This window comes from Azotobacter salinestris, from assembly GCF_009363155.1.
In the GTDB taxonomy this organism is placed as follows: domain Bacteria; phylum Pseudomonadota; class Gammaproteobacteria; order Pseudomonadales; family Pseudomonadaceae; genus Azotobacter; species Azotobacter salinestris.
The window spans coordinates 933,090-950,504 of the sequence record NZ_CP045302.1 but is presented as its reverse complement, the minus strand read 5'-3'; the positions used below and the strand labels follow the sequence as shown (position 1 = coordinate 950,504).

Sequence of the window (17,415 nt, the reverse complement as noted above, 5' to 3'; positions counted from 1 at the left end):
GCATGGCGCGGGACGGAACCCCCATATCCAGTTGCAGGAATCCCTCATGAGCACTCAGATTTCCCAAGCCATCGGCAAGGCGCCCGTCATCACCGGCATGCAGGTCATCCCGGTGGCCGGCTACGACTCCATGCTGTTCAACCTGAGCGGCGCCCACGGTCCCTACTTCACCCGCAACATCGTCATCCTCCAGGACAACGCCGGCCACACCGGGGTCGGCGAAGTCCCCGGCGGCGAAGGCATCCGCCAGACCCTGGAGGACGCCCGCAGCCTGCTGATCGGCCAGCCGATCGGCCAGTACCAGAAGATCCTCAACCAGGTGCGCCAGGCCTTCGCCGCGCGCGATGCCGGCGGCCGCGGCCTGCAGACCTTCGACCTGCGCATCACCATCCACGCGGTGACTGCCCTGGAGGCAGCCCTTCTCGATTTGCTCGGCCAGTTCCTCGAGGTGCCGGTGGCGGCCCTGCTCGGCGAGGGCCAGCAGCGCGACGAGGTGGAGATGCTCGGCTACCTGTTCTACGTCGGCGACCGCCAGAAGACCGACCTGCCTTATCGCGGCGAGCCCGGGGCCGACAACGACTGGTTCCGGGTGCGCAACGAGGAGGCCCTGACCCCGGAAGGCGTGGTCCGTCTGGCCGAGGCGGCGCATGCACGCTACGGCTTCCACGACTTCAAGCTCAAGGGCGGCGTGCTGCGCGGCGAGGAGGAGATCGAGGCGGTCACCGCGCTGGCCGAGCGCTTTCCCGAGGCGCGCGTGACCCTCGACCCCAACGGCGGCTGGCTGCTCAAGGACGCCATCCGCCTGTGCCGCGACATGCACGGTGTGCTGGCCTACGCCGAGGACCCCTGCGGCGCCGAGGACGGCTACTCCGGCCGCGAGGTGATGGCCGAGTTCCGCCGCGCCACCGGCCTGCCCACCGCGACCAACATGATCGCCACCGACTGGCGGCAGATGGGCCATGCCATCCAGCTGCAATCGGTGGACATCCCGCTGGCCGACCCGCACTTCTGGACCATGCAGGGCTCGGTGCGGGTGGCGCAGCTGTGCCACGAGTGGGGGCTGACCTGGGGTTCGCACTCGAACAACCACTTCGACATCTCGCTGGCCATGTTCACCCATGTCGCCGCCGCGGCGCCGGGCAGGATCACCGCCATCGACACGCACTGGATCTGGCAGGACGGCCAGCGTCTGACCAAGGAGCCGCTGCAGATCGTCGGCGGCAAGGTCAAGGTGCCGCAGAAGCCGGGCCTGGGGCTGGAGATCGACATGGACCAGGTGAACAAGGCCCACGAGCTGTACAAGGGCATGGGCCTCGGCGCGCGCGACGACTCCGTCGCCATGCAGTACCTGATCCCCGGCTGGCGCTTCGATAACAAGAAGCCCTGTCTGGTGCGCTAGAGCAGCTGAAGTCATCTTCGGCTCGAGGCGCAGACAAGTCGTTCGTGCCCACTGGCGGTGCTCGCCACTGCCACGGCCGGCGGCGCAAGGCCGCCGGCTCCCCATCTTCCGCGTCGCCGCTGCCGGCACCGGCGACGCGGCTTCTACCTGGCCGGGAACGGCTGCCCGGACATGCCCGCGCTGCCTGCAGGCGACCCCCGGGACAGTGCGGTTCTTTTCCGCCGTCGAGCGCACGAGCAGCAAATGTCGTCTCTACTTTCAGACTGTCCCTGATAGAGGAGAACGCCTCCATGAAAATCGCTCCCTGGTTGTTCGGCATCCTGTTCGCCAGTTCGGCCGCGCTGGTTGGCGCACAGGAGACGCCGCCCGATTCCGAGGCGGCCTGGCAGCAGCACTGGCAGAAGGTCCAGGAATACCGCCAGGCCTGGCAGGCGGCCAAGACTCCGGAAGAGCGCCGCAGACTGCGGGAGCAGCACTGGCAGAGCATGCATGCCGGCCCCGGCATGGCCGGCGGCTGTCCCATGATGGGGCCGGGGATGATGCATGGCGAGGGCATGGACCGGCCGGGTGGCGGCATGGGCACGACGGGCGGTGGCCAGGGCATGCCGGGCGGTCATGGCGCCATGATGGGTGAACCGACGCCCGAGCAACTGGACCGGCACATCGCCCATCTGGAGAAGATGCTCGAGGAGTTGCGCGCTCACCGGGAGATGCTCGACACGCAGTGAGTCCGGCCGGCATTTCGGGCGGGCGACGGTCGGTGCCTCCGGCCTGTGTTGCCGGTCTTGGCCAGAGGGCCGGCACTGGCTAGACTGCGCGCCTTTTTCAGCACAGGTGGCGGTAGTTCCCATGGCGGCGAAAGTCGAACCCTTCTGGAAGCGCAAGACCCTCGACCAGCTCGATGCCGGGGAGTGGGAGTCCTTGTGCGACGGCTGCGGCCTGTGCTGCCTGCAGAAGCTCGAGGACGAGGAGGACGGCGGCGTCTACTACACGCGCATCGCCTGCCGCCTGCTCGATCTGGAGACCTGCCGCTGCCGCGACTACGCCAACCGCCGCCAGTCGGTTCCCGACTGCATCCAGCTCACCCCGGCCCAGGCGGGCGAATTCCAGTGGCTGCCGCCGACCTGCGCCTATCGCCTGCTCGCCGAAGGCAAGGACCTGCCGCTCTGGCACCCGCTGGTCTGCGGCGATCCCGAGGCGGTGCACCGCGAGCGGATTTCCCAGGCCGGACGCATGCTCAGCGAGACCTCGGTGGCCGAGGACGACTGGGAAGACCATCTGATCTTCCGTGCCGGCTGAAACCGCGCCGAAGCGCGAACTGCCGGCCGGCCCGGCACTTCCCCTCGTGTCCGCCCAGTCGGCACACTTGTCCTGTCCGTCCTGCCAAGGAGTCCTTTCCATGCCTGCCAGCCCGAAGCTGCTGTTCCGTGCCGTCCTGCTGCTTGCCGTCGCCCCCGCGTGGGCGGCGGACAAGGTCGATCTGGACTACCACGTGCGCTTTCTGCCCGAGAGCGACCAGGCCGAGGTCCGTCTGACCCTGGAGCGGGGCAGCGCGGTCCGCAGCCTGCGCTTCGAGCTGGGCGAGCAGGGCCGCTACAGCGATTTCCAGAGCGACGGGCAGTGGCAGCAGGAGGAGCCCGGCAGCGGCACCTGGCGGCCCGCGGAGGGCAGGAGCAGCCTGAGCTACCGGGTGCAGGTCAGCCATGCACGTGCTTCCGGGCGCTTCGATGCGCGGATGACCGAGCACTGGGCCCTGCTGCGCGGCGACGACCTGGTGCCCAGCGCCCACCTCGATCAGCAGGATGGCGTGGAGCTGGTGGCGCGCCTGGCGTTCGAGCTGCCCGAGGGCTGGACGGGCGTCGAGACCGGCTGGCCGCGCATCGGCAAGAACCGCTTTCGCATAGACAACCCGGCGCGCCTGTTCGACCGGCCGACCGGCTGGCTGCTCGCCGGCAAGCTCGGTACCCGGCGGGCGACCCTGGGCGACAGCGAGGTCAGCGTGGCGGCGCCGCTCGGCGAAGGGATGCGGCGGATGGACATTCTGACCCTCCTGACTTTCGTTTGGGACGAATACCAGGCGGTGTTCCTGCGCGAGCCCGGCAAGCTGCTGGTGGTCGGCGCCGGCAGTCCGATGTGGCGCGGCGGCCTGTCGGCGCCGAACTCCCTCTACATGCACGCCGACCGTCCGCTGGTCAGCGAGAACGGCACCAGCTCCCTGCTGCACGAGCTGGTGCACGTGTTCGCGCGGATTCGCGATACCGACGAGAGCGACTGGATCAGCGAGGGGCTGGCCGAGTACTACGCCATCGAGCTGCTGCGCCGTGCCGGCGGCCTCGGCGAGGATCGCTACGAGCGGATTCGCCAGCAGCTGACCCGCTGGAGCCGCAAGGTCGTCAGCCTGCGCGGCGAGCGGGTCAGCGGCCCGGCCACCGCCCGCGCCGTGCTCCTGCTGCAGGCGCTCGACGCGGAGATCCGCACGCGCAGCGAGAACCGCCACTCGCTGGACGATGTGGTGCGCGGGCTGATCCGCATGGAGCGGGTCAACACCGACGACTTCGTCGCGATCAGCGAGAACCTCCTGGGCGGCAAGTCGAAGGTGCTGGATACGCCTCTGCTGGCCCTCAAGACCAGGCGCTGAGAGGGGGGCTTTGCATTGTGCGGTTCATTACAACAAATAGGCATTTATGTGACGTTTGCTTCAGCTGGAGCCGGCAAGAGGCAGGTCCGGGTGTCAAGAAATCTTTCCAGAGCGGCCATTGGTCGCACGATATCATTTTGATGTCATTCGGCATGTGAATTGCACGTCCACGGCAGGCGTTACTTGACTGCTTTCCTGTCTTGCCGAGGTGCGTGTAGAAATGGCTTACAACATCAACTGGTCCGCCGAATTCGAGACCGGTATCGACATCATCGACGATCAGCACAAGCGTATCTTCGAGTACCTGAACGAAATCGATCGGGCGATCGCCCACAAGTCGGTTCCCGAGATCGAGCGCGTGATCAAGGCGATCATCGACTACTCCATTTCCCACAACACATTCGAGGAAAGCCTCATGGAGAAGGCCGGCTATCCGCTGCTCGAGGCCCACCACCAGGTGCACGAGCGCTTCAAGGAGCGCGCCTACTCCTACGGCGTGCGCTTCGAGCGCGGCGAAGATCCGATCCGTCTGGCTCGGGAGGTGCGCAGCGACATCGGGCTGTGGCTGACCAACCACATCAAGCGCGACGACAAGCACTACGTGAGCGACGTGAAGAGAAGCATCGAGGGCAGCTTCGTTTCGCGGATGCTGGCCAAGTTCTTCGACTGAGCCCGGGCCTCCTCCGGCCGCATTTCCGGGTGTCTGCCCTGCCACTGGTCGGTCCGCGGGCACCGATACGGATCCGTCCCGTCTATCTCTAGAGTGCTCAGCGGGAGGCGACGGCATGCATCTGTGGGATCTGCGGGGAATGGGACTGGTCGAGGTCCTCAAGTGCACGGTGAAGGATTTCATGGACGACGAGATGCCGACCTATGCCTCGGCGCTGGCCTTCCAGATGCTCTTTTCCCTGTTCCCCTTCCTGTTGTTCCTGATCGCCCTGATCGGCTTTCTCGACCTGCAGAAATTCTTCGACTGGCTGCAGCAGCAGGCGGCTCTGCTGCTGCCACCGCAGGCGATGGACACGGTCAACACGGTCATCGCCCAGTTCCAGCAGGAGCGGGTCGGGTTGTTCTCGGTAGGGATAGTGGTCGCGTTGTGGACGGCCTCGGCCGGCGTGCGCTCGACCATGCAGGCGATGAACAAGGCCTACGACGTCAAGGAGGGCCGCCCGGCCTGGAAGCGCATTCCCCTGTCGGTGCTCTACACCGTCGGCATCGCCCTGATGCTGCTGAGTGCGGCCGCCCTGATGCTCGTCGGCCCGGAGGTGATGAGTTGGCTGGCCGGCTGGGTGGGGCTGGAGCAGTTGATCGTCACCCTCTGGACCTGGCTGCGCTGGCCGGTGGCGATACTGCTGCTGATCCTGGCGGTGGCCGTGATCTACTACGTGGCGCCGGACGCCGAGCAGAGCTTCCGCTTCATCACTCCGGGCTCGGTGTTGGCGGTGCTGGTATGGATCGCCGCCTCGCTCGGCTTCGGCTTCTACGTGCGCAATTTCGCCAATTACGACGCCACCTACGGCAGCGTCGGGGCGATCATCGTCATGCTGCTGTACTTCTTCATCTCCGCGGCGGTGCTGCTGTTCGGCGCGGAGCTGAATGCGGTGATCGAACACCATCATCCCGAGGGCAAGGACCCCGGCGAGAAGAAGCTGTGATCAACTGCGGCCGAGCACCTTGAGCAGGAAGGCGTATTCCAGCGCCACGTCCTTCAGCGCCTGGTAGCGTCCGCTCATGCCGCCGTGGCCGGCGCCGAACTCGGTCTTCAGCAGCAGCAGGTTGCCGTCGGTCTTGCTGGCGCGCAGCCTGGCCACCCACTTCGCCGCCTCCCAGTACTGCACCCGGCTGTCGTGGTAGCCGGCCACCGCGAGGATCGCCGGGTAGGCCTGGGCGCGCACGTTCTCGTAGGGCGCGTAGGCTTCGATCCGCGCGTGGACCTCGGGATCGTTCGGGTCGCCCCACTCGTCGTATTCGGTGACGGTCAGCGGCAGGTCGGGATTGTGCATGGTGTTCAGCACGTCGACGAAGGGCACCTCGGCGATCGCCGCGGCGAACAGCTCCGGACGCCGGTTGAGCACGGCGCCGATCAGCAGGCCGCCGGCGCTGCCGCCGCTGATCGCCAGCCGGTCGGCGCACGTGAAGCCCTCGGCGATCAGCCGTTCGGCCACGGCGATGAAGTCGCCGAAGGTGTTTTCCTTGTGTTCGAGCTTGCCGGCGCGGTACCAGGCCTCGCCCAGTTCGCCGCCGCCGCGCACGTGGGCGATGGCGAAGACGAAGCCGCGCTCCAGGAGGCTCAGCCGGGCATGGGAGAACCAGGGGTCGAGATTCTCGCCATAGGCGCCGTAGCCATAGAGATAGAGTGGGGCGGGGCGTCTCTCCCCCGTGCCCTGGAGGACGTCGCGACGGGCGACCAGGCTGACCGGAATGCGCGCGCCGTCGGCCGCTTCGGCCCAGAGCCGCAGGCTGAGGTAGTCGTCGGCATCGAACGGACCTTCCACCGGGGTTTCCTTGAGCACCTGCTGGGCGCCGCCGGCCAGATCCAGCTGGCGGATCTGCGCCGGGCGGTTGAGCGCCTCGTAGCGCAGGCGGATCACCGGGCTGTCGAACTCCAGGGTGTCCTGCACGTCCAGGCTGTAGGCGGCATCCGGCAGTTCGACGCGGTAGGGCGTGGCGTCGGCCGGGTGCACCTCGACGATCGGCAGGCCCTGCTCGCGCAGGCTGAGGACGAAGCCTGCGGCGTTCAGGCTGAGGTCCTCGATCATCCGCGTTTCGTCGTGGCCGATCCGCGGCCGCCAGTGTTCTCGGCTCGGTGCGCCCTCGGGGGCCTGGTAGACGGCGAACTCGATGCCGTCCTGGTTGGTGCGGATCAGCCAGCCCCAGTCGCCGTCGATGCGCCCGTGGTCGGGGTAGTATTCGTGACCCTCCAGACGCGGCGCCAGGCAGACGAAGGCCTCCTGCGGACGCGCGGCGTCCAGCGCCCAGGCCTCGCAGGTGGTCTTGCTGTTGCTCAGGAGGATCAACTGGCGCTCGGAGCTGGCGCGGTAGCAGTGGATGAAGAAGCGTCCGTCCGGTTCGTTGAATACCAGCTCGGCCTCCTCGGCGCCGAGCCGGTAGCGGTACAGCTTGTGCGGGCGCTGGGTGTCGTCCAGCTCGGCGAAGAACAGCGTTTCGCTGTCGTTGGCCCAGGTCATGCTGCCGTCGCAGTCCTCGAAGGGCAGTTCGTGCAGCGCGCCGCTGTCCAGTTCCCTGACGAACAGCCGGTAGATCTCGTCGCCGCTGGTATCCAGGCTGTAGGCCAGGCGCCGCTGGTCGGGGCTGATCTCGAAGGCGCCGAGCGACAGGTAGCCACCGTCGGCCAGGGCATTGGGGTCGAGCAGCAGTTCCTCGCGGCTGTCGTCCGTGCGCAGCGAGCCGTCCGTCGGGCGCGGGCAGCGGTAGTGGCGCGGGTATTCATCGCCGGCCGTGGTGCGCTGGTAGTAGAGCCAGGGACCCCAGGGGACCGGCAGGGACAGGTCGGTTTCGCGGATGCGGCCCTTGATCTCCTCAAAAAGGGACTCGCGCAACGCGCCGACATCGGCGAGTTCGGCCTCCAGGTAGGCGTTCTCCGCCTCCAGATAGGCGAGCACCTCCGAGGCGTCGCGCTGCTCCAGCCAGCGGTAGGGGTCGGCGGAATGGCTCTCGACACGGGCGAAGGGGGCTTGCGGCATGGCGGCTCCTGACAGCTGGCGTCCGACGGCGCGACTTCCGGCAGTGGCGCCGCGGCGGGGAAATGTCGTTATGATAAGCACCCTTCCTCCAGTCTCACACCGTCATGATCGAGAACGACTATCTGCTTGCCTGGTCCGCCTACGGCATCGCCGCGCTTGGCTGCCTGCTGGTCTGGTTCCGCCTGACCCGCTGGATGTGGCGCTGGCTGGGCGAACCGTTGCGGGTGATCGTGACGGTGCTGCTGCTGACTCCGACCATCGTCGATCCGGGCAAGGAGCTGTTCGCTCCGGCCATCGCCATCACCGCTCTCGACCTGCTGTTCGGCGTCGGCAACAACGCCTGGCGTGCGGTGGCCGATCTGGCGCTCTACGGCATGCTCGCCATGGCCCTGTACCTGTTGCTGGCCGGGGGGCGCTGGCTGTTCTGGCGCCGCCGGAGCGATTCGGACGATCCGGCGGCGGCCGAGTACGAGCCGACCATGCGCGAGTTGATGGCCCACGGCGAGGCCGGCGGGCCGGCCGGGCGGCGGCAGGGGATGCGTGCCGGCCCGCGCTTCTGAACCCGGAACCGGCCGACTGCGAGGAGCCATGCGATGTGCGAATTGCTCGGCATGAGTGCCAATGTCCCGACCGACATCGTCTTCAGCTTCACCGGCCTGATGCAGCGCGGCGGGCGCACCGGGCCGCACCGCGACGGCTGGGGCATCGCCTTCTACGAGGGGCGCGGCGTGCGGCTGTTCCAGGATCCGGCGGCGAGCGCCGACTCCGAGGTGGCCCGTCTGGTGCAGCGCTACCCGATCAAGAGCGAACTGGTCATCGGCCATATCCGCCACGCCAACGTCGGGCGCATCTGCCTGGCCAACACCCATCCCTTCGTGCGCGAGCTCTGGGGGAGCAACTGGTGCTTCGCCCACAACGGTCAACTGGCGGATTTCCAGCCGCCGGCGGGCTTCTACCGGCCGGTGGGGGACACCGACAGCGAGCGCGCCTTCTGCGACCTGCTCAACCGGGTGCGCCAGGCCTTTCCCGAGCCGGCGCAGGCGCAGGCGCTGCTGCCGGTCCTAGTGGCGGCCTGCAACGAGTACCGCGCCAGGGGCGTATTCAACTGCCTGCTGGGCAATGGCGAATGGCTGTTCAGCTTCTGCACCACCAAGCTGGCGGAGATCACCCGCCGGGCGCCCTTCGGTCCGGCGCGGCTGAAGGACGCCGACCTGACCGTGGACTTCCAGGCCGAAACGACCCCGAACGACGTGGTGACGGTGCTGGCCACCGAGCCGTTGACCGCCAACGAGACCTGGCTCGCCCACCGGCCGGGGGAGTGGACGCTGTGGCAGCTGGGCGAGTGCGTCGCCCGCGGCGAGGTCGGTCCGGCCTGAGCCGCTTCTTCTGCCGGCCCGACCGGTTTCACTTGGCCAGATAGCGCATGCCTTCCTCCAGTCCGCTCAGGGTCAGGGGATACATGTGCTGCCCGACCAGTTCGCGGACGATCTGCACAGAGCTGCCGTAGTTCCAGGCACGCTCCGGGGACGGGTTGATCCAGATGAGCTTGCGGTAGGTCTCGGTGAGGCGCTGCATCCACACCAGGCCGGGCTCCTCGTTCCAGTGCTCGACGCTGCCGCCGGGCTGGAGGATCTCGTAGGGGGACATGGAGGCGTCGCCGACGAACACCACCTTGTAGTCCGGCCCGTACTTGTGCAGCAGGTCGTGGGTCGCGATGCGCTCGGAGTGGCGCCGGCGGTTGTCCTTCCACAGGGTTTCGTAGATGAAGTTGTGGAAGTAGTAGTGCTCCAGGTGCTTGAACTCGCTGCGGCAGGCGGAGAAAAGCTCCTCGCAGACCTTCACGTGGGCGTCCATCGAGCCGCCGATGTCCAGCAGCAGGAGCAGCTTCACGCTGTTGTGCCGTTCCGGACGCATCCGGATGTTGAGCAGGCCGGCGTCGCGCGCGGTATGGGCGATGGTGGCGTCGAGGTCGAGTTCCTCGGCCGCGCCCTGGCGGGCGAAGCTGCGCAGGCGGCGCAGCGCCATCTTCAGGTTGCGCGTGCCCAGCTCGACCTGATCGTCGAGGTTGCGGTATTCGCGCTGCTCCCAGACCTTGACCGCCTTGCCCTGGCGCTCGCCGGCCTCGCCGACGCGGATGCCCTCGGGATGGTAGCCGCCCGAGCCGAAGGGACTGGTGCCGCCGGTGCCGATCCACTTGCTGCCGCCGGCATGCCGCTCCTTCTGCTCCTCCAGGCGTTTCCTGAAGGTCTCGAGCAACTGCTCGAGGCCGCCCAGGGACTGAATCTGCGCCTTCTCCTCGTCGGTCAGCAGGCGCTGGAACTCCTTGCGCAGCCATTCCTCGGGGATCAGCGTCTCGAGCAGGGCGTCGAGGTTCTCCAGACCCTGGAAATAGGCGGTGAAGGCCCGGTCGAACTTGTCGAAGTGCCGCTCGTCCTTGACCAGGATGGTGCGGGCGAGGAAGTAGAAGGCATCCATGTCGGCGAACACCAGCCGCTGCTCGAGCGCCTCGATCAGGTCGAGCAGCTCGCGCAGCGAAACCGGCACCTTGGCCGCGCGCATTTCGTTGAACAGGTTGAGCAGCATGGGGATGCTCCGGTCAGACATTGCGTGGGGCGGGTGACCGCGCAGGGTTGCCCTAGCGCCCGGCGCGGCGGGTCATGAAGGCCAGGCGCTCCAGCAGCTGCGTATCCTGCTCGTTCTTCACCAGGGCGCCGGCCAGCGGCGGGATGGCCTTGGTCGGATCGCGCTCGCGCAGCGCCGCGAGGTCGATGTCGTCGGCCAGCAGCAGCTTCAGCCAGTCGACCAGCTCGGAGGTGGAGGGTTTCTTCTTCAGTCCGGGGATCTCCCGCACCTCGAAGAACACGTCCAGCGCCTCGGCCACCAGCTCGTTCCCGAGGCCGGGAAAATGCACATCGACGATCTTCTGCAGCGTCTCGCGGTCGGGGAAGGCGATGTAGTGGAAGAAGCAGCGGCGCAGGAAGGCGTCGGGTAGTTCCTTCTCGTTGTTCGAGGTGATGACCACGATCGGCCGCTGGCGGGCCCTGATGGTCTCGCCGGTTTCGTAGACGAAGAACTCCATGCGGTCGAGTTCCTGCAGCAGGTCGTTGGGGAACTCGATGTCGGCCTTGTCGACCTCGTCGATCAGCAGGACCACCCGTTCTTCGGCCTCGAAGGCTTCCCACAGCTTGCCCTTGCGGATGTAGTTGCGCACGTCGTGGACCTTGTCCACGCCCAGCTGCGAGTCGCGCAGGCGGCTCACCGCGTCGTATTCGTAGAGACCCTGCTGGGCCTTGGTGGTGGACTTGATGTGCCAGGCGATCAGCCGGGTGCCGAGCGATTCCGCCAGTTGCTCGGCGAGCAGGGTCTTGCCGGTGCCCGGCTCGCCCTTGACCAGCAGGGGGCGTTGCAGGGTGATGGCGGCGTTGACGGCGAGCCTGAGGCTGTCGCTGGCCACGTAGGTGGAGGTGCCCTGGAACTTCATCGTGAATCCTCGCGTGGGGTGGTCGGCCTTTTCCGGATTGGACCTGGAGCCGACTATAACGTGCGCGCGTCGATGCCGGAACGACGGGGTCTGGACGGCGTTTGCCCGGCGTCTTAGGCTTTCCCATCTTTCGGTGCATACATCAACAAGGAACGCGCCATGAGCCGCATCTACGCCGACAACGCACAGTCCATCGGCAATACGCCGCTGGTCAAGATCAACCGCCTGGCTCCCCAGGGCGTGACCATCCTGGCCAAGATCGAGGGACGCAATCCGGCCTATTCGGTCAAATGCCGGATCGGCGCCAACATGGTCTGGGACGCCGAGGCCAGTGGGCGCCTGAGGCCCGGCATGACCCTGGTCGAGCCGACTTCGGGCAATACCGGCATCGGCCTGGCCTTCGTCGCCGCGGCGCGCGGCTACAAGCTGATCCTCACCATGCCGGCATCGATGAGTCTGGAGCGGCGCAAGGTGCTCAAGGCCCTGGGCGCCGAGCTGGTGCTCACCGAGGCGGCCAAGGGCATGAAGGGCGCCATCGAGAAGGCGACCGAGATCGCCGCCTCGAATCCCGATCTGTATTTCATGCCGCAGCAGTTCGACAATCCGGCCAACCCGGAAATCCATGAGAAGACCACCGGTCCGGAAATCTGGAACGACACCGACGGCGCGGTGGACGTGCTGATCTCGGGGGTCGGCACCGGCGGTACCATCACCGGCGTGTCCCGCTACATCAAGCATGTCTGCGGCAAGCCGCTGCTGTCGGTAGCCGTCGAGCCGGCCGGCTCGCCGGTGATCAGCCAGACCCTGGCCGGCGAGGAGGTCAAGCCGGCACCGCACAAGATCCAGGGTATCGGCGCCGGCTTCGTACCGAAGAATCTGGACCTGACGCTGGTCGACCGGGTCGAGCGGATCACCGACGACGAGGCCAAGAGCATGGCCCTGCGGCTGATGCGCGAGGAGGGCATCCTCTGCGGGATCTCCGGTGGCGCGGCCATGGCCGCCGCCGTGCGTCTGGCCGAGCACGAGCCCGCGATGCAGGGCAAGACCCTCGTGGTGATCCTGCCCGACTCCGGCGAGCGCTATCTGTCGAGCATGCTGTTCGAGGGGCTGTTCAGCGAGCAGGAGATGGTCCAGTAAGCATCGATGTGACGAGCGGGGAAGCCGCTTCCGCTGCGTGCGCGGGTGGTGCCGCGCGGTCCGTTTGTGTCTTTTTGATGCGGGTCAGGCCGCAAGGCGAAAACAGGGACTATCCTGAGAACAAGGATGGCATGGGTTGCCCGTGCAACTGTTGTCCGAAAGCCCACTTGGTCGTAACTGGAGGACTGGTCATGAACGCTTGGCTCAATCGTTTGCTCGCCGATCTCGCTTCCCTGTTCGGTCTGGATGGTGCCGGGCGCATGCAGCCCATTCCTCTGGAAAGCGATGAACGTCGTCGTCTGGCCGAGGAGCGCGCACGCCGCCGCTGATCGCCGACCCGACAGGGCGCCCGCGGGCGCCTTGTTTCGTTTCCCGCCCCGTCCGGGCTGTGGCAGACTGCTCTGTCAAGGAGAGTCCATGTCACGTCCACGTTGTCCCCGTTGCGCGCGTCCCTTGAGCCATTGCCTGTGCGCACTCGTCCCCCGCTTATCCAGCCGTACCCGGGTGCTGATCCTGCAGCATCCCAGCGAGGCTTCCCATGCCCTGAACACCGCACGCCTGGCCGCCCTGGCCCTGGAAAATGGCGAACTGCGGGTCGGCGAGACCTTCCCTGAACTGACGACGGAGCTGGCACACGGTGCCCATCGCAGCTGTCTGCTGTTTCCCGGTGCGGGAGCCATGCCGCTGGCCGAGCTGGCGCAGGACGGGCCGCCCCTGCAGTTGATCGTGCCGGACGGCACCTGGCGCAAGGCCCGCCGGCTGCTTCATCTCGATCCGCAACTGGCGGCGCTGCCGCGGGTCGCCCTGGCGGAGGGCCTGTCGTCGCGCTACCGGCTGCGCAAGGCACCGATGGCGGGAGCGCTGTCGACCATCGAAGCGATCGTTTGCGCGCTGAACCTTCTCGAGGGCTCCGGGCGCTTCGATGCCATGCTGCGGCCCTTCGAAGCCTTGATCGAGGGGCAGATCGCGGCCATGGGGGAGGCAGTCTACCGGCGTAATCACGGCGATGATGCGGCGGCCCGGATCAGTCGCTCCGTACCGGCCGAGTCTTCTGTCTGAGGATGTAGATCGTGACCAGCACGGCGCTGGTCAGCATGAAGAGGCGTACGGGGAGCAGCGGGACCAGATAGCAGGAGATGAGGATGCTCGTCCACATCAGGCCTACGGCGTAGATCTTGCCCTTGAGGGGAATGCCCTCGCCATCCAGATAGTCACGGATCCAGGGGCCCAGGTAGGGGTGGCCGATCAGCCAGAGATAGAAGCGCCGCGAGCTGCGCATGAAGCAGGCAGCGGCCAGCAGCAGGAAGGGCGTGGTCGGCAGCAGCGGCAGGAAGATGCCGATCACTCCCAGCGCCAGGCTGAGCAGGCCGACCGCCTGCAGGGCATGGCGCACCAGGCGGGAGCGGCTTTCGCGGACGGTCCGCGCCATCCAGCGCCCCTCAGTGGGGACGCGGCTTGAGCAGCGCTGGCTTTTCCTCGGGGGCGTGGCAGAGCAGGAACAGCGCGGTGAGCAGGTCCGGGATCTGCTGGATCATCTCGCCCACCAGCTTGCGGTCGTGGGCGACTTCCGCGAAGTCCGGCTGATCCTCGAACAGGCCGGAGGCGATCATGATCGGCAGCAGCAGCTCGCTGACTTCCTCCTCGGCATCCTCGAACCAGGCTTCCTCGCGCAGGAATACTCCCTCCATGAAGCCGATGCACCAGCCGCGCAGATCGGAGTCGTCGGGGTCGTCGCCCAGGTCGAGTTCGCAGGGTAGTTCGGGCTCCTCGTCGCTGGCCAGCTGACGACCGATGTGCGCCTTGAGCTGCACCAGCGTGGACTCGATCTCTTCCCGCTCGAGGTCGCTGCGGTAGTGCGGCGGCTCGGCGAACAGGGCGTCGATCCATTCGTGCTCGGGCACGGGATCCGGACAGATCGACAGCGCCGTCAGATAGCCATGGGCGGCGACGTAGTCCAACGCCTCTTCATGCAGATCGTCGGCGTCGAGAAAGGCTTGCAGGCGGGACAATTGCTCGGCGAAGGACATGGCGCGACTACCTTGAGGGTTCGGGAGGCTGGATTTTAGCCCGGATAACGCCCGGCGGCTTGCCGTGGCGCGGTTTTTTTCGCGGGAAGCTGCAACCGCAGGCATCCGTCCAGTGCCCGAGTGGGGCCGACAGCCGGGCAGTCACGTATAATGCGTCGCTTCATGACGGCCCCGTCCGGAGCCGTGCGGTCGATTCAACCCGACAGGCCATCCGGCCTCGTTGCTCCGCTTGGAGTGTCCATGCTCGAACAGGCCCTGCGCATTCTCAAGGACGTCTTCGGCTACGATGCGTTTCGTGGCAACCAGGCGGCGATCATCGAGCGCGTCGCCCGCGGCGGCGATGCCTTGGTGCTGATGCCGACCGGCGGTGGCAAGTCGCTCTGCTATCAGGTGCCGGCACTGCTGCGCGAGGGACTGACGGTGGTGGTTTCGCCGTTGATCGCGCTGATGGAGGATCAGGTCGCCACCCTCGACGAGCTGGGCGTGCCGGCGGTGGCGCTGAATTCCACGCTGAGCCTCGACGAACAACGCGAGATCGCCGAGCGCATCCGCCAGGGCGAGATCAAACTGCTCTATCTGGCTCCGGAGCGCCTGGTGCAGCCGCGCATGCTGGCCTTCCTGCAGCGCCTGCCGATCGGCCTGTTCGCCATCGACGAGGCGCACTGTGTGTCCCAGTGGGGGCACGACTTCCGCCCCGAATACCTGCAGCTGGGCCAGCTCGCCGAGCTCTTTCCGCAGGTGCCGCGCATCGCACTGACCGCCACGGCGGACAAGCGCACCCGTGAGGAAATCGTCCAGCGCCTGCATCTGGAGAATGCCGAGCGCTTTCTCTCCAGCTTCGACCGGCCGAACATCTTCTACCGCATCGTCGCCAAGGACCAGCCGCGCAAGCAGTTGCTCGGCTTTCTCGCCGAGCGCCGCGGCGACGCCGGGATCGTCTACTGCATGTCGCGCAAGAAGGTCGAGGAAACCGCGACCTTCCTCACCGAGCAGGGGTTTCCGGCCCTGCCATACCACGCCGGGCTGTCCAACGAGCTGCGTGCGTACCACCAGAAGCGCTTTCTCAACGAGGAGGGGCTGATCATGGTGGCGACCATCGCCTTCGGCATGGGCATCGACAAGCCCAACGTGCGCTTCGTCGCCCACCTCGACCTGCCCAAGTCGCTGGAAGCCTATTATCAGGAAACCGGCCGGGCCGGGCGCGACGGCCTGCCGGCGGATGCCTGGATGGCCTACGGCCTGCAGGACGTCATCTTTCTCAAGCAGATGCTCAACAATTCCGAGGGCGACGAGCGGCACAAGCGCATCGAGCAGCACAAGCTCGACGCCATGCTGGCGCTGTGCGAGGAAACCCGCTGCCGCCGCCAGGCACTGCTGGCCTATTTCGACGAGGAACTGGCCGAGCCCTGTGGCCACTGCGACAACTGTGTCGACGGCGTGCAGACCTGGGATGCCACCGAGGCGGCCCGCCAGGCGCTGTCGGCCATCTACCGCAGCGGTCAGCGCTATGGTGTGGGGCATCTGGTGGACATTCTGCTCGGCCGCGACAACGACAAGGTGCGCGGCCTGGGCCACCAGCACCTGTCGGTGTTCGGCGTCGGCAAGGCGCACAGCGAAGGGGAATGGCGCACCCTGTTCCGCCAGTTGGTCGCCCGCGGGCTGGCCGATGTGGATCTGGACGGCTACGGTGGCCTGCGCCTGAACCAGAGCTGCCGGGCGCTGCTGCGCGGCGAGATGACCCTGGAGCTGCGCCGCGATCTCAAGCCGCAGGCGCCGAAGCCTGCGGCCAGTGCCGCCAGCCAACTGGTCCGCCATGACGAGCGCGAGCAGTGGGAAGCGCTGCGCACGTTGCGCCGCAGGCTGGCGGAGGAGCACTCGGTGCCGCCCTATGTGATCTTCCCCGACGCCACCTTGCTGGAAATGCTGCGCAGTCGGCCGCGCTCGCTGTCCGAGATGGCGCGGGTCAGTGGTGTCGGCGCGCGCAAGCTGGAGCGCTACGGCGAGGCTTTCCTCGAGGTGCTGAACAAGCCCGGAGACGCGCCGAAGCCGGTGACCGACCTGCGCCACGAGCTGATCAGCCTGGCGCGCGCCGGCATGACGCCAGCGCAGATCGCCTGCCAACTGGACTGTACCGAAAAGAACGTCTACAGCCTGCTGGCAGAGGCCATCGGTCGTCGCCAGCTCAGCCTCGAGCAAGCGCTCGACCTGCCCGAGGAGCTGCTGGGCGAGATCCACGATGCCTTCCTCGATGGCGATGGCGAGCTGCCGTCAGTCGCGGCGCTCGCCGAGCAATTCGCTGGACGGGTGCCGTCGGGGGTGCTGCATTGCGTGCGCACGGCCCTGCAGGCCGAGCTCGACCCCTGAGCGGTGGTGGGGGCTGAACGACTTTTGACATCTTCTGACTAAAAGTCGCGTGGCATATTGTTCGGCTTGCAGTTACGGTTAGCTTACTAATAATTAGTCCAAGTACTAGCGCGAGCTTTTCCCATGTCCTACTTGAATCAGCATCGTTTTGCGATGCAACTTGCCCAGTTGTCGCGTGCCTGGCGCGCCGAGCTGGACCGTCGGTTGTCCGGGATGGGCCTGTCGCAGGCGCGCTGGCTGGTGTTGCTGCATCTGGCCCGCTTCGAGGCGCGTGTCGGGAAGTGGCCGACGCAGCGTGAGCTGGCCGAGAGCGTGGCCGTCGAGGGGCCGACCCTGGCCCGGCTGCTGGACACCCTGGAGGCGCAGGGGCTGGTCAGCCGCCAGGCGGTGGCCGAGGACCGCCGGGCCAAGCGGATCGTGCTGAATCCGGTGGCGGTGCCGCTGATCGAGCAGATCGAGGCGATCTCCTCCCAGTTGCGTCAGGAGCTCTTCGACGGGATCGATCCGGAAGAGTTGCGCCTCTGCCAGCAGGTGCATGCGCGAATCCTCGCCAATCTGGAGAAGCGCTGAAGCACCGTGCCCTGGCCGGCAGTCCAGGCCGGCCGGAGCATGCGTCAGACTGCGGCGCTATCATGATAACCAGTCCGTCACAGTTTCCCGGAGGC

18 protein-coding genes are annotated in these 17,415 nt (G+C 66.9%); 13 read left to right on the top strand and 5 right to left on the bottom strand.

Annotated elements, in window-relative coordinates:
* Positions 1-46 precede the first annotated feature (46 nt).
* From gudD to GCU53_RS04520, 6 genes are all read left to right on the top strand, one after another.
* Positions 47-1,399, top strand: coding sequence for a glucarate dehydratase (gene gudD / locus GCU53_RS04545; protein ID WP_152386561.1), 1,353 nt, complete (start codon positions 47-49; stop codon positions 1,397-1,399).
* Positions 1,400-1,689: 290 nt separating this feature from the next.
* On the top strand, positions 1,690-2,127 hold the full coding sequence (locus tag GCU53_RS04540) for a hypothetical protein (RefSeq protein ID WP_152386560.1): 438 nt from the start codon (positions 1,690-1,692) through the stop codon (positions 2,125-2,127).
* A gap of 121 nt (positions 2,128-2,248) precedes the next feature.
* On the top strand, positions 2,249-2,698 hold the full coding sequence (locus GCU53_RS04535; protein WP_152386559.1) for a YcgN family cysteine cluster protein: 450 nt from the start codon (positions 2,249-2,251) through the stop codon (positions 2,696-2,698).
* Between the two features lie 100 nt (positions 2,699-2,798).
* Positions 2,799-4,037, top strand: coding sequence for a M61 metallopeptidase family protein (locus GCU53_RS04530; RefSeq protein WP_152386558.1), 1,239 nt, complete (start codon positions 2,799-2,801; stop codon positions 4,035-4,037).
* 220 nt (positions 4,038-4,257) lie between these two features.
* Positions 4,258-4,707, top strand: a complete 450-nt coding sequence (locus tag GCU53_RS04525; protein ID WP_152386557.1) for a bacteriohemerythrin — start codon at positions 4,258-4,260, stop codon at positions 4,705-4,707.
* 115 nt (positions 4,708-4,822) lie between these two features.
* Positions 4,823-5,692, top strand: coding sequence for a YihY/virulence factor BrkB family protein (locus tag GCU53_RS04520; protein WP_152386556.1), 870 nt, complete (start codon positions 4,823-4,825; stop codon positions 5,690-5,692).
* Here the strand turns inward: GCU53_RS04520 and GCU53_RS04515 are convergent, their stop codons facing one another.
* Positions 5,693-7,741 carry a S9 family peptidase gene (locus tag GCU53_RS04515; protein ID WP_152386555.1) on the bottom strand — a complete coding sequence of 683 codons (2,049 nt, stop codon included), beginning with the start codon at positions 7,739-7,741 and terminating at the stop codon, positions 5,693-5,695.
* 104 nt (positions 7,742-7,845) lie between these two features.
* Between GCU53_RS04515 and GCU53_RS04510 the strand changes: the two genes are divergently transcribed.
* Positions 7,846-8,301, top strand: a complete 456-nt coding sequence (locus GCU53_RS04510; RefSeq protein ID WP_152386554.1) for a hypothetical protein — start codon at positions 7,846-7,848, stop codon at positions 8,299-8,301.
* 33 nt (positions 8,302-8,334) lie between these two features.
* A complete protein-coding gene (locus tag GCU53_RS04505; protein WP_152386553.1) occupies positions 8,335-9,117 on the top strand; it encodes a class II glutamine amidotransferase in 783 nt (260 codons plus the stop codon).
* 28 nt (positions 9,118-9,145) lie between these two features.
* On the opposite strand, the gene GCU53_RS04500 is transcribed toward GCU53_RS04505, so the two are convergent.
* Positions 9,146-10,324, bottom strand: coding sequence for a vWA domain-containing protein (locus GCU53_RS04500; protein ID WP_152386552.1), 1,179 nt, complete (start codon positions 10,322-10,324; stop codon positions 9,146-9,148).
* A 52-nt stretch (positions 10,325-10,376) separates the two neighbouring features.
* Positions 10,377-11,222: an AAA family ATPase gene (locus GCU53_RS04495; protein WP_152386551.1), complete on the bottom strand. Its 846-nt coding sequence runs from the start codon at positions 11,220-11,222 to the stop codon at positions 10,377-10,379.
* 159 nt (positions 11,223-11,381) lie between these two features.
* Between GCU53_RS04495 and cysK the strand changes: the two genes are divergently transcribed.
* The 3 genes from cysK to GCU53_RS04485 all read left to right on the top strand — a co-directional run bounded on the left by cysK (position 11,382) and on the right by GCU53_RS04485 (position 13,418).
* Positions 11,382-12,359 (top strand): cysteine synthase A, encoded by a 978-nt coding sequence (gene cysK, locus GCU53_RS04490; protein WP_152386550.1) that lies wholly within the window; start codon positions 11,382-11,384, stop codon positions 12,357-12,359.
* 191 nt (positions 12,360-12,550) lie between these two features.
* Positions 12,551-12,688, top strand: a complete 138-nt coding sequence (locus tag GCU53_RS25420) for a PA1414 family protein (protein ID WP_167520032.1) — start codon at positions 12,551-12,553, stop codon at positions 12,686-12,688.
* Positions 12,689-12,776: 88 nt separating this feature from the next.
* On the top strand, positions 12,777-13,418 hold the full coding sequence (locus GCU53_RS04485; RefSeq protein WP_152386549.1) for a tRNA-uridine aminocarboxypropyltransferase: 642 nt from the start codon (positions 12,777-12,779) through the stop codon (positions 13,416-13,418).
* Here GCU53_RS04485 and GCU53_RS04480 read toward each other — a convergent pair.
* Both GCU53_RS04480 and GCU53_RS04475 read right to left on the bottom strand, forming a co-directional pair.
* Positions 13,384-13,788 carry a YbaN family protein gene (locus GCU53_RS04480; RefSeq protein ID WP_152386548.1) on the bottom strand — a complete coding sequence of 135 codons (405 nt, stop codon included), beginning with the start codon at positions 13,786-13,788 and terminating at the stop codon, positions 13,384-13,386. The two genes, GCU53_RS04485 and GCU53_RS04480, sit on opposite strands and share 35 nt — an antisense overlap.
* 10 nt (positions 13,789-13,798) lie before the next feature.
* Positions 13,799-14,386, bottom strand: coding sequence for a UPF0149 family protein (locus GCU53_RS04475; RefSeq protein ID WP_152386547.1), 588 nt, complete (start codon positions 14,384-14,386; stop codon positions 13,799-13,801).
* A gap of 240 nt (positions 14,387-14,626) precedes the next feature.
* Here GCU53_RS04475 and recQ point away from each other — a divergent pair, with 240 nt between their 5' ends.
* Positions 14,627-16,750 (top strand): DNA helicase RecQ, encoded by a 2,124-nt coding sequence (gene recQ / locus GCU53_RS04470; RefSeq protein ID WP_152386546.1) that lies wholly within the window; start codon positions 14,627-14,629, stop codon positions 16,748-16,750.
* Positions 16,751-16,873: 123 nt separating this feature from the next.
* Positions 16,874-17,320, top strand: coding sequence for a MarR family transcriptional regulator (locus GCU53_RS04465; protein WP_152386545.1), 447 nt, complete (start codon positions 16,874-16,876; stop codon positions 17,318-17,320).
* Positions 17,321-17,415 lie beyond the last annotated feature (95 nt).

What these genes read in the sequence shown, in the direction of transcription:
- GCU53_RS04525 (WP_152386557.1), top strand. Translation starts at nt 4,258, where the DNA reads ATGGCTTACAACATCAACTGGTCCGCCGAATTCGAGACCGGTATCGAC.
- GCU53_RS04505 (WP_152386553.1), top strand. Translation starts at nt 8,335, where the DNA reads ATGTGCGAATTGCTCGGCATGAGTGCCAATGTCCCGACCGACATCGTC.
- GCU53_RS04540 (WP_152386560.1), top strand. Translation starts at nt 1,690, where the DNA reads ATGAAAATCGCTCCCTGGTTGTTCGGCATCCTGTTCGCCAGTTCGGCC.
- cysK (WP_152386550.1), top strand. Translation starts at nt 11,382, where the DNA reads ATGAGCCGCATCTACGCCGACAACGCACAGTCCATCGGCAATACGCCG.
- GCU53_RS04535 (WP_152386559.1), top strand. Translation starts at nt 2,249, where the DNA reads ATGGCGGCGAAAGTCGAACCCTTCTGGAAGCGCAAGACCCTCGACCAG.
- GCU53_RS04530 (WP_152386558.1), top strand. Translation starts at nt 2,799, where the DNA reads ATGCCTGCCAGCCCGAAGCTGCTGTTCCGTGCCGTCCTGCTGCTTGCC.
- GCU53_RS04515 (WP_152386555.1), bottom strand. Translation starts at nt 7,741, where the DNA reads ATGCCGCAAGCCCCCTTCGCCCGTGTCGAGAGCCATTCCGCCGACCCC.
- GCU53_RS04520 (WP_152386556.1), top strand. Translation starts at nt 4,823, where the DNA reads ATGCATCTGTGGGATCTGCGGGGAATGGGACTGGTCGAGGTCCTCAAG.
- GCU53_RS04495 (WP_152386551.1), bottom strand. Translation starts at nt 11,222, where the DNA reads ATGAAGTTCCAGGGCACCTCCACCTACGTGGCCAGCGACAGCCTCAGG.
- GCU53_RS04500 (WP_152386552.1), bottom strand. Translation starts at nt 10,324, where the DNA reads ATGCTGCTCAACCTGTTCAACGAAATGCGCGCGGCCAAGGTGCCGGTT.
- recQ (WP_152386546.1), top strand. Translation starts at nt 14,627, where the DNA reads ATGCTCGAACAGGCCCTGCGCATTCTCAAGGACGTCTTCGGCTACGAT.
- GCU53_RS04510 (WP_152386554.1), top strand. Translation starts at nt 7,846, where the DNA reads ATGATCGAGAACGACTATCTGCTTGCCTGGTCCGCCTACGGCATCGCC.
- GCU53_RS04480 (WP_152386548.1), bottom strand. Translation starts at nt 13,788, where the DNA reads ATGGCGCGGACCGTCCGCGAAAGCCGCTCCCGCCTGGTGCGCCATGCC.
- GCU53_RS04465 (WP_152386545.1), top strand. Translation starts at nt 16,874, where the DNA reads ATGTCCTACTTGAATCAGCATCGTTTTGCGATGCAACTTGCCCAGTTG.
- GCU53_RS25420 (WP_167520032.1), top strand. Translation starts at nt 12,551, where the DNA reads ATGAACGCTTGGCTCAATCGTTTGCTCGCCGATCTCGCTTCCCTGTTC.
- GCU53_RS04475 (WP_152386547.1), bottom strand. Translation starts at nt 14,386, where the DNA reads ATGTCCTTCGCCGAGCAATTGTCCCGCCTGCAAGCCTTTCTCGACGCC.
- gudD (WP_152386561.1), top strand. Translation starts at nt 47, where the DNA reads ATGAGCACTCAGATTTCCCAAGCCATCGGCAAGGCGCCCGTCATCACC.
- GCU53_RS04485 (WP_152386549.1), top strand. Translation starts at nt 12,777, where the DNA reads ATGTCACGTCCACGTTGTCCCCGTTGCGCGCGTCCCTTGAGCCATTGC.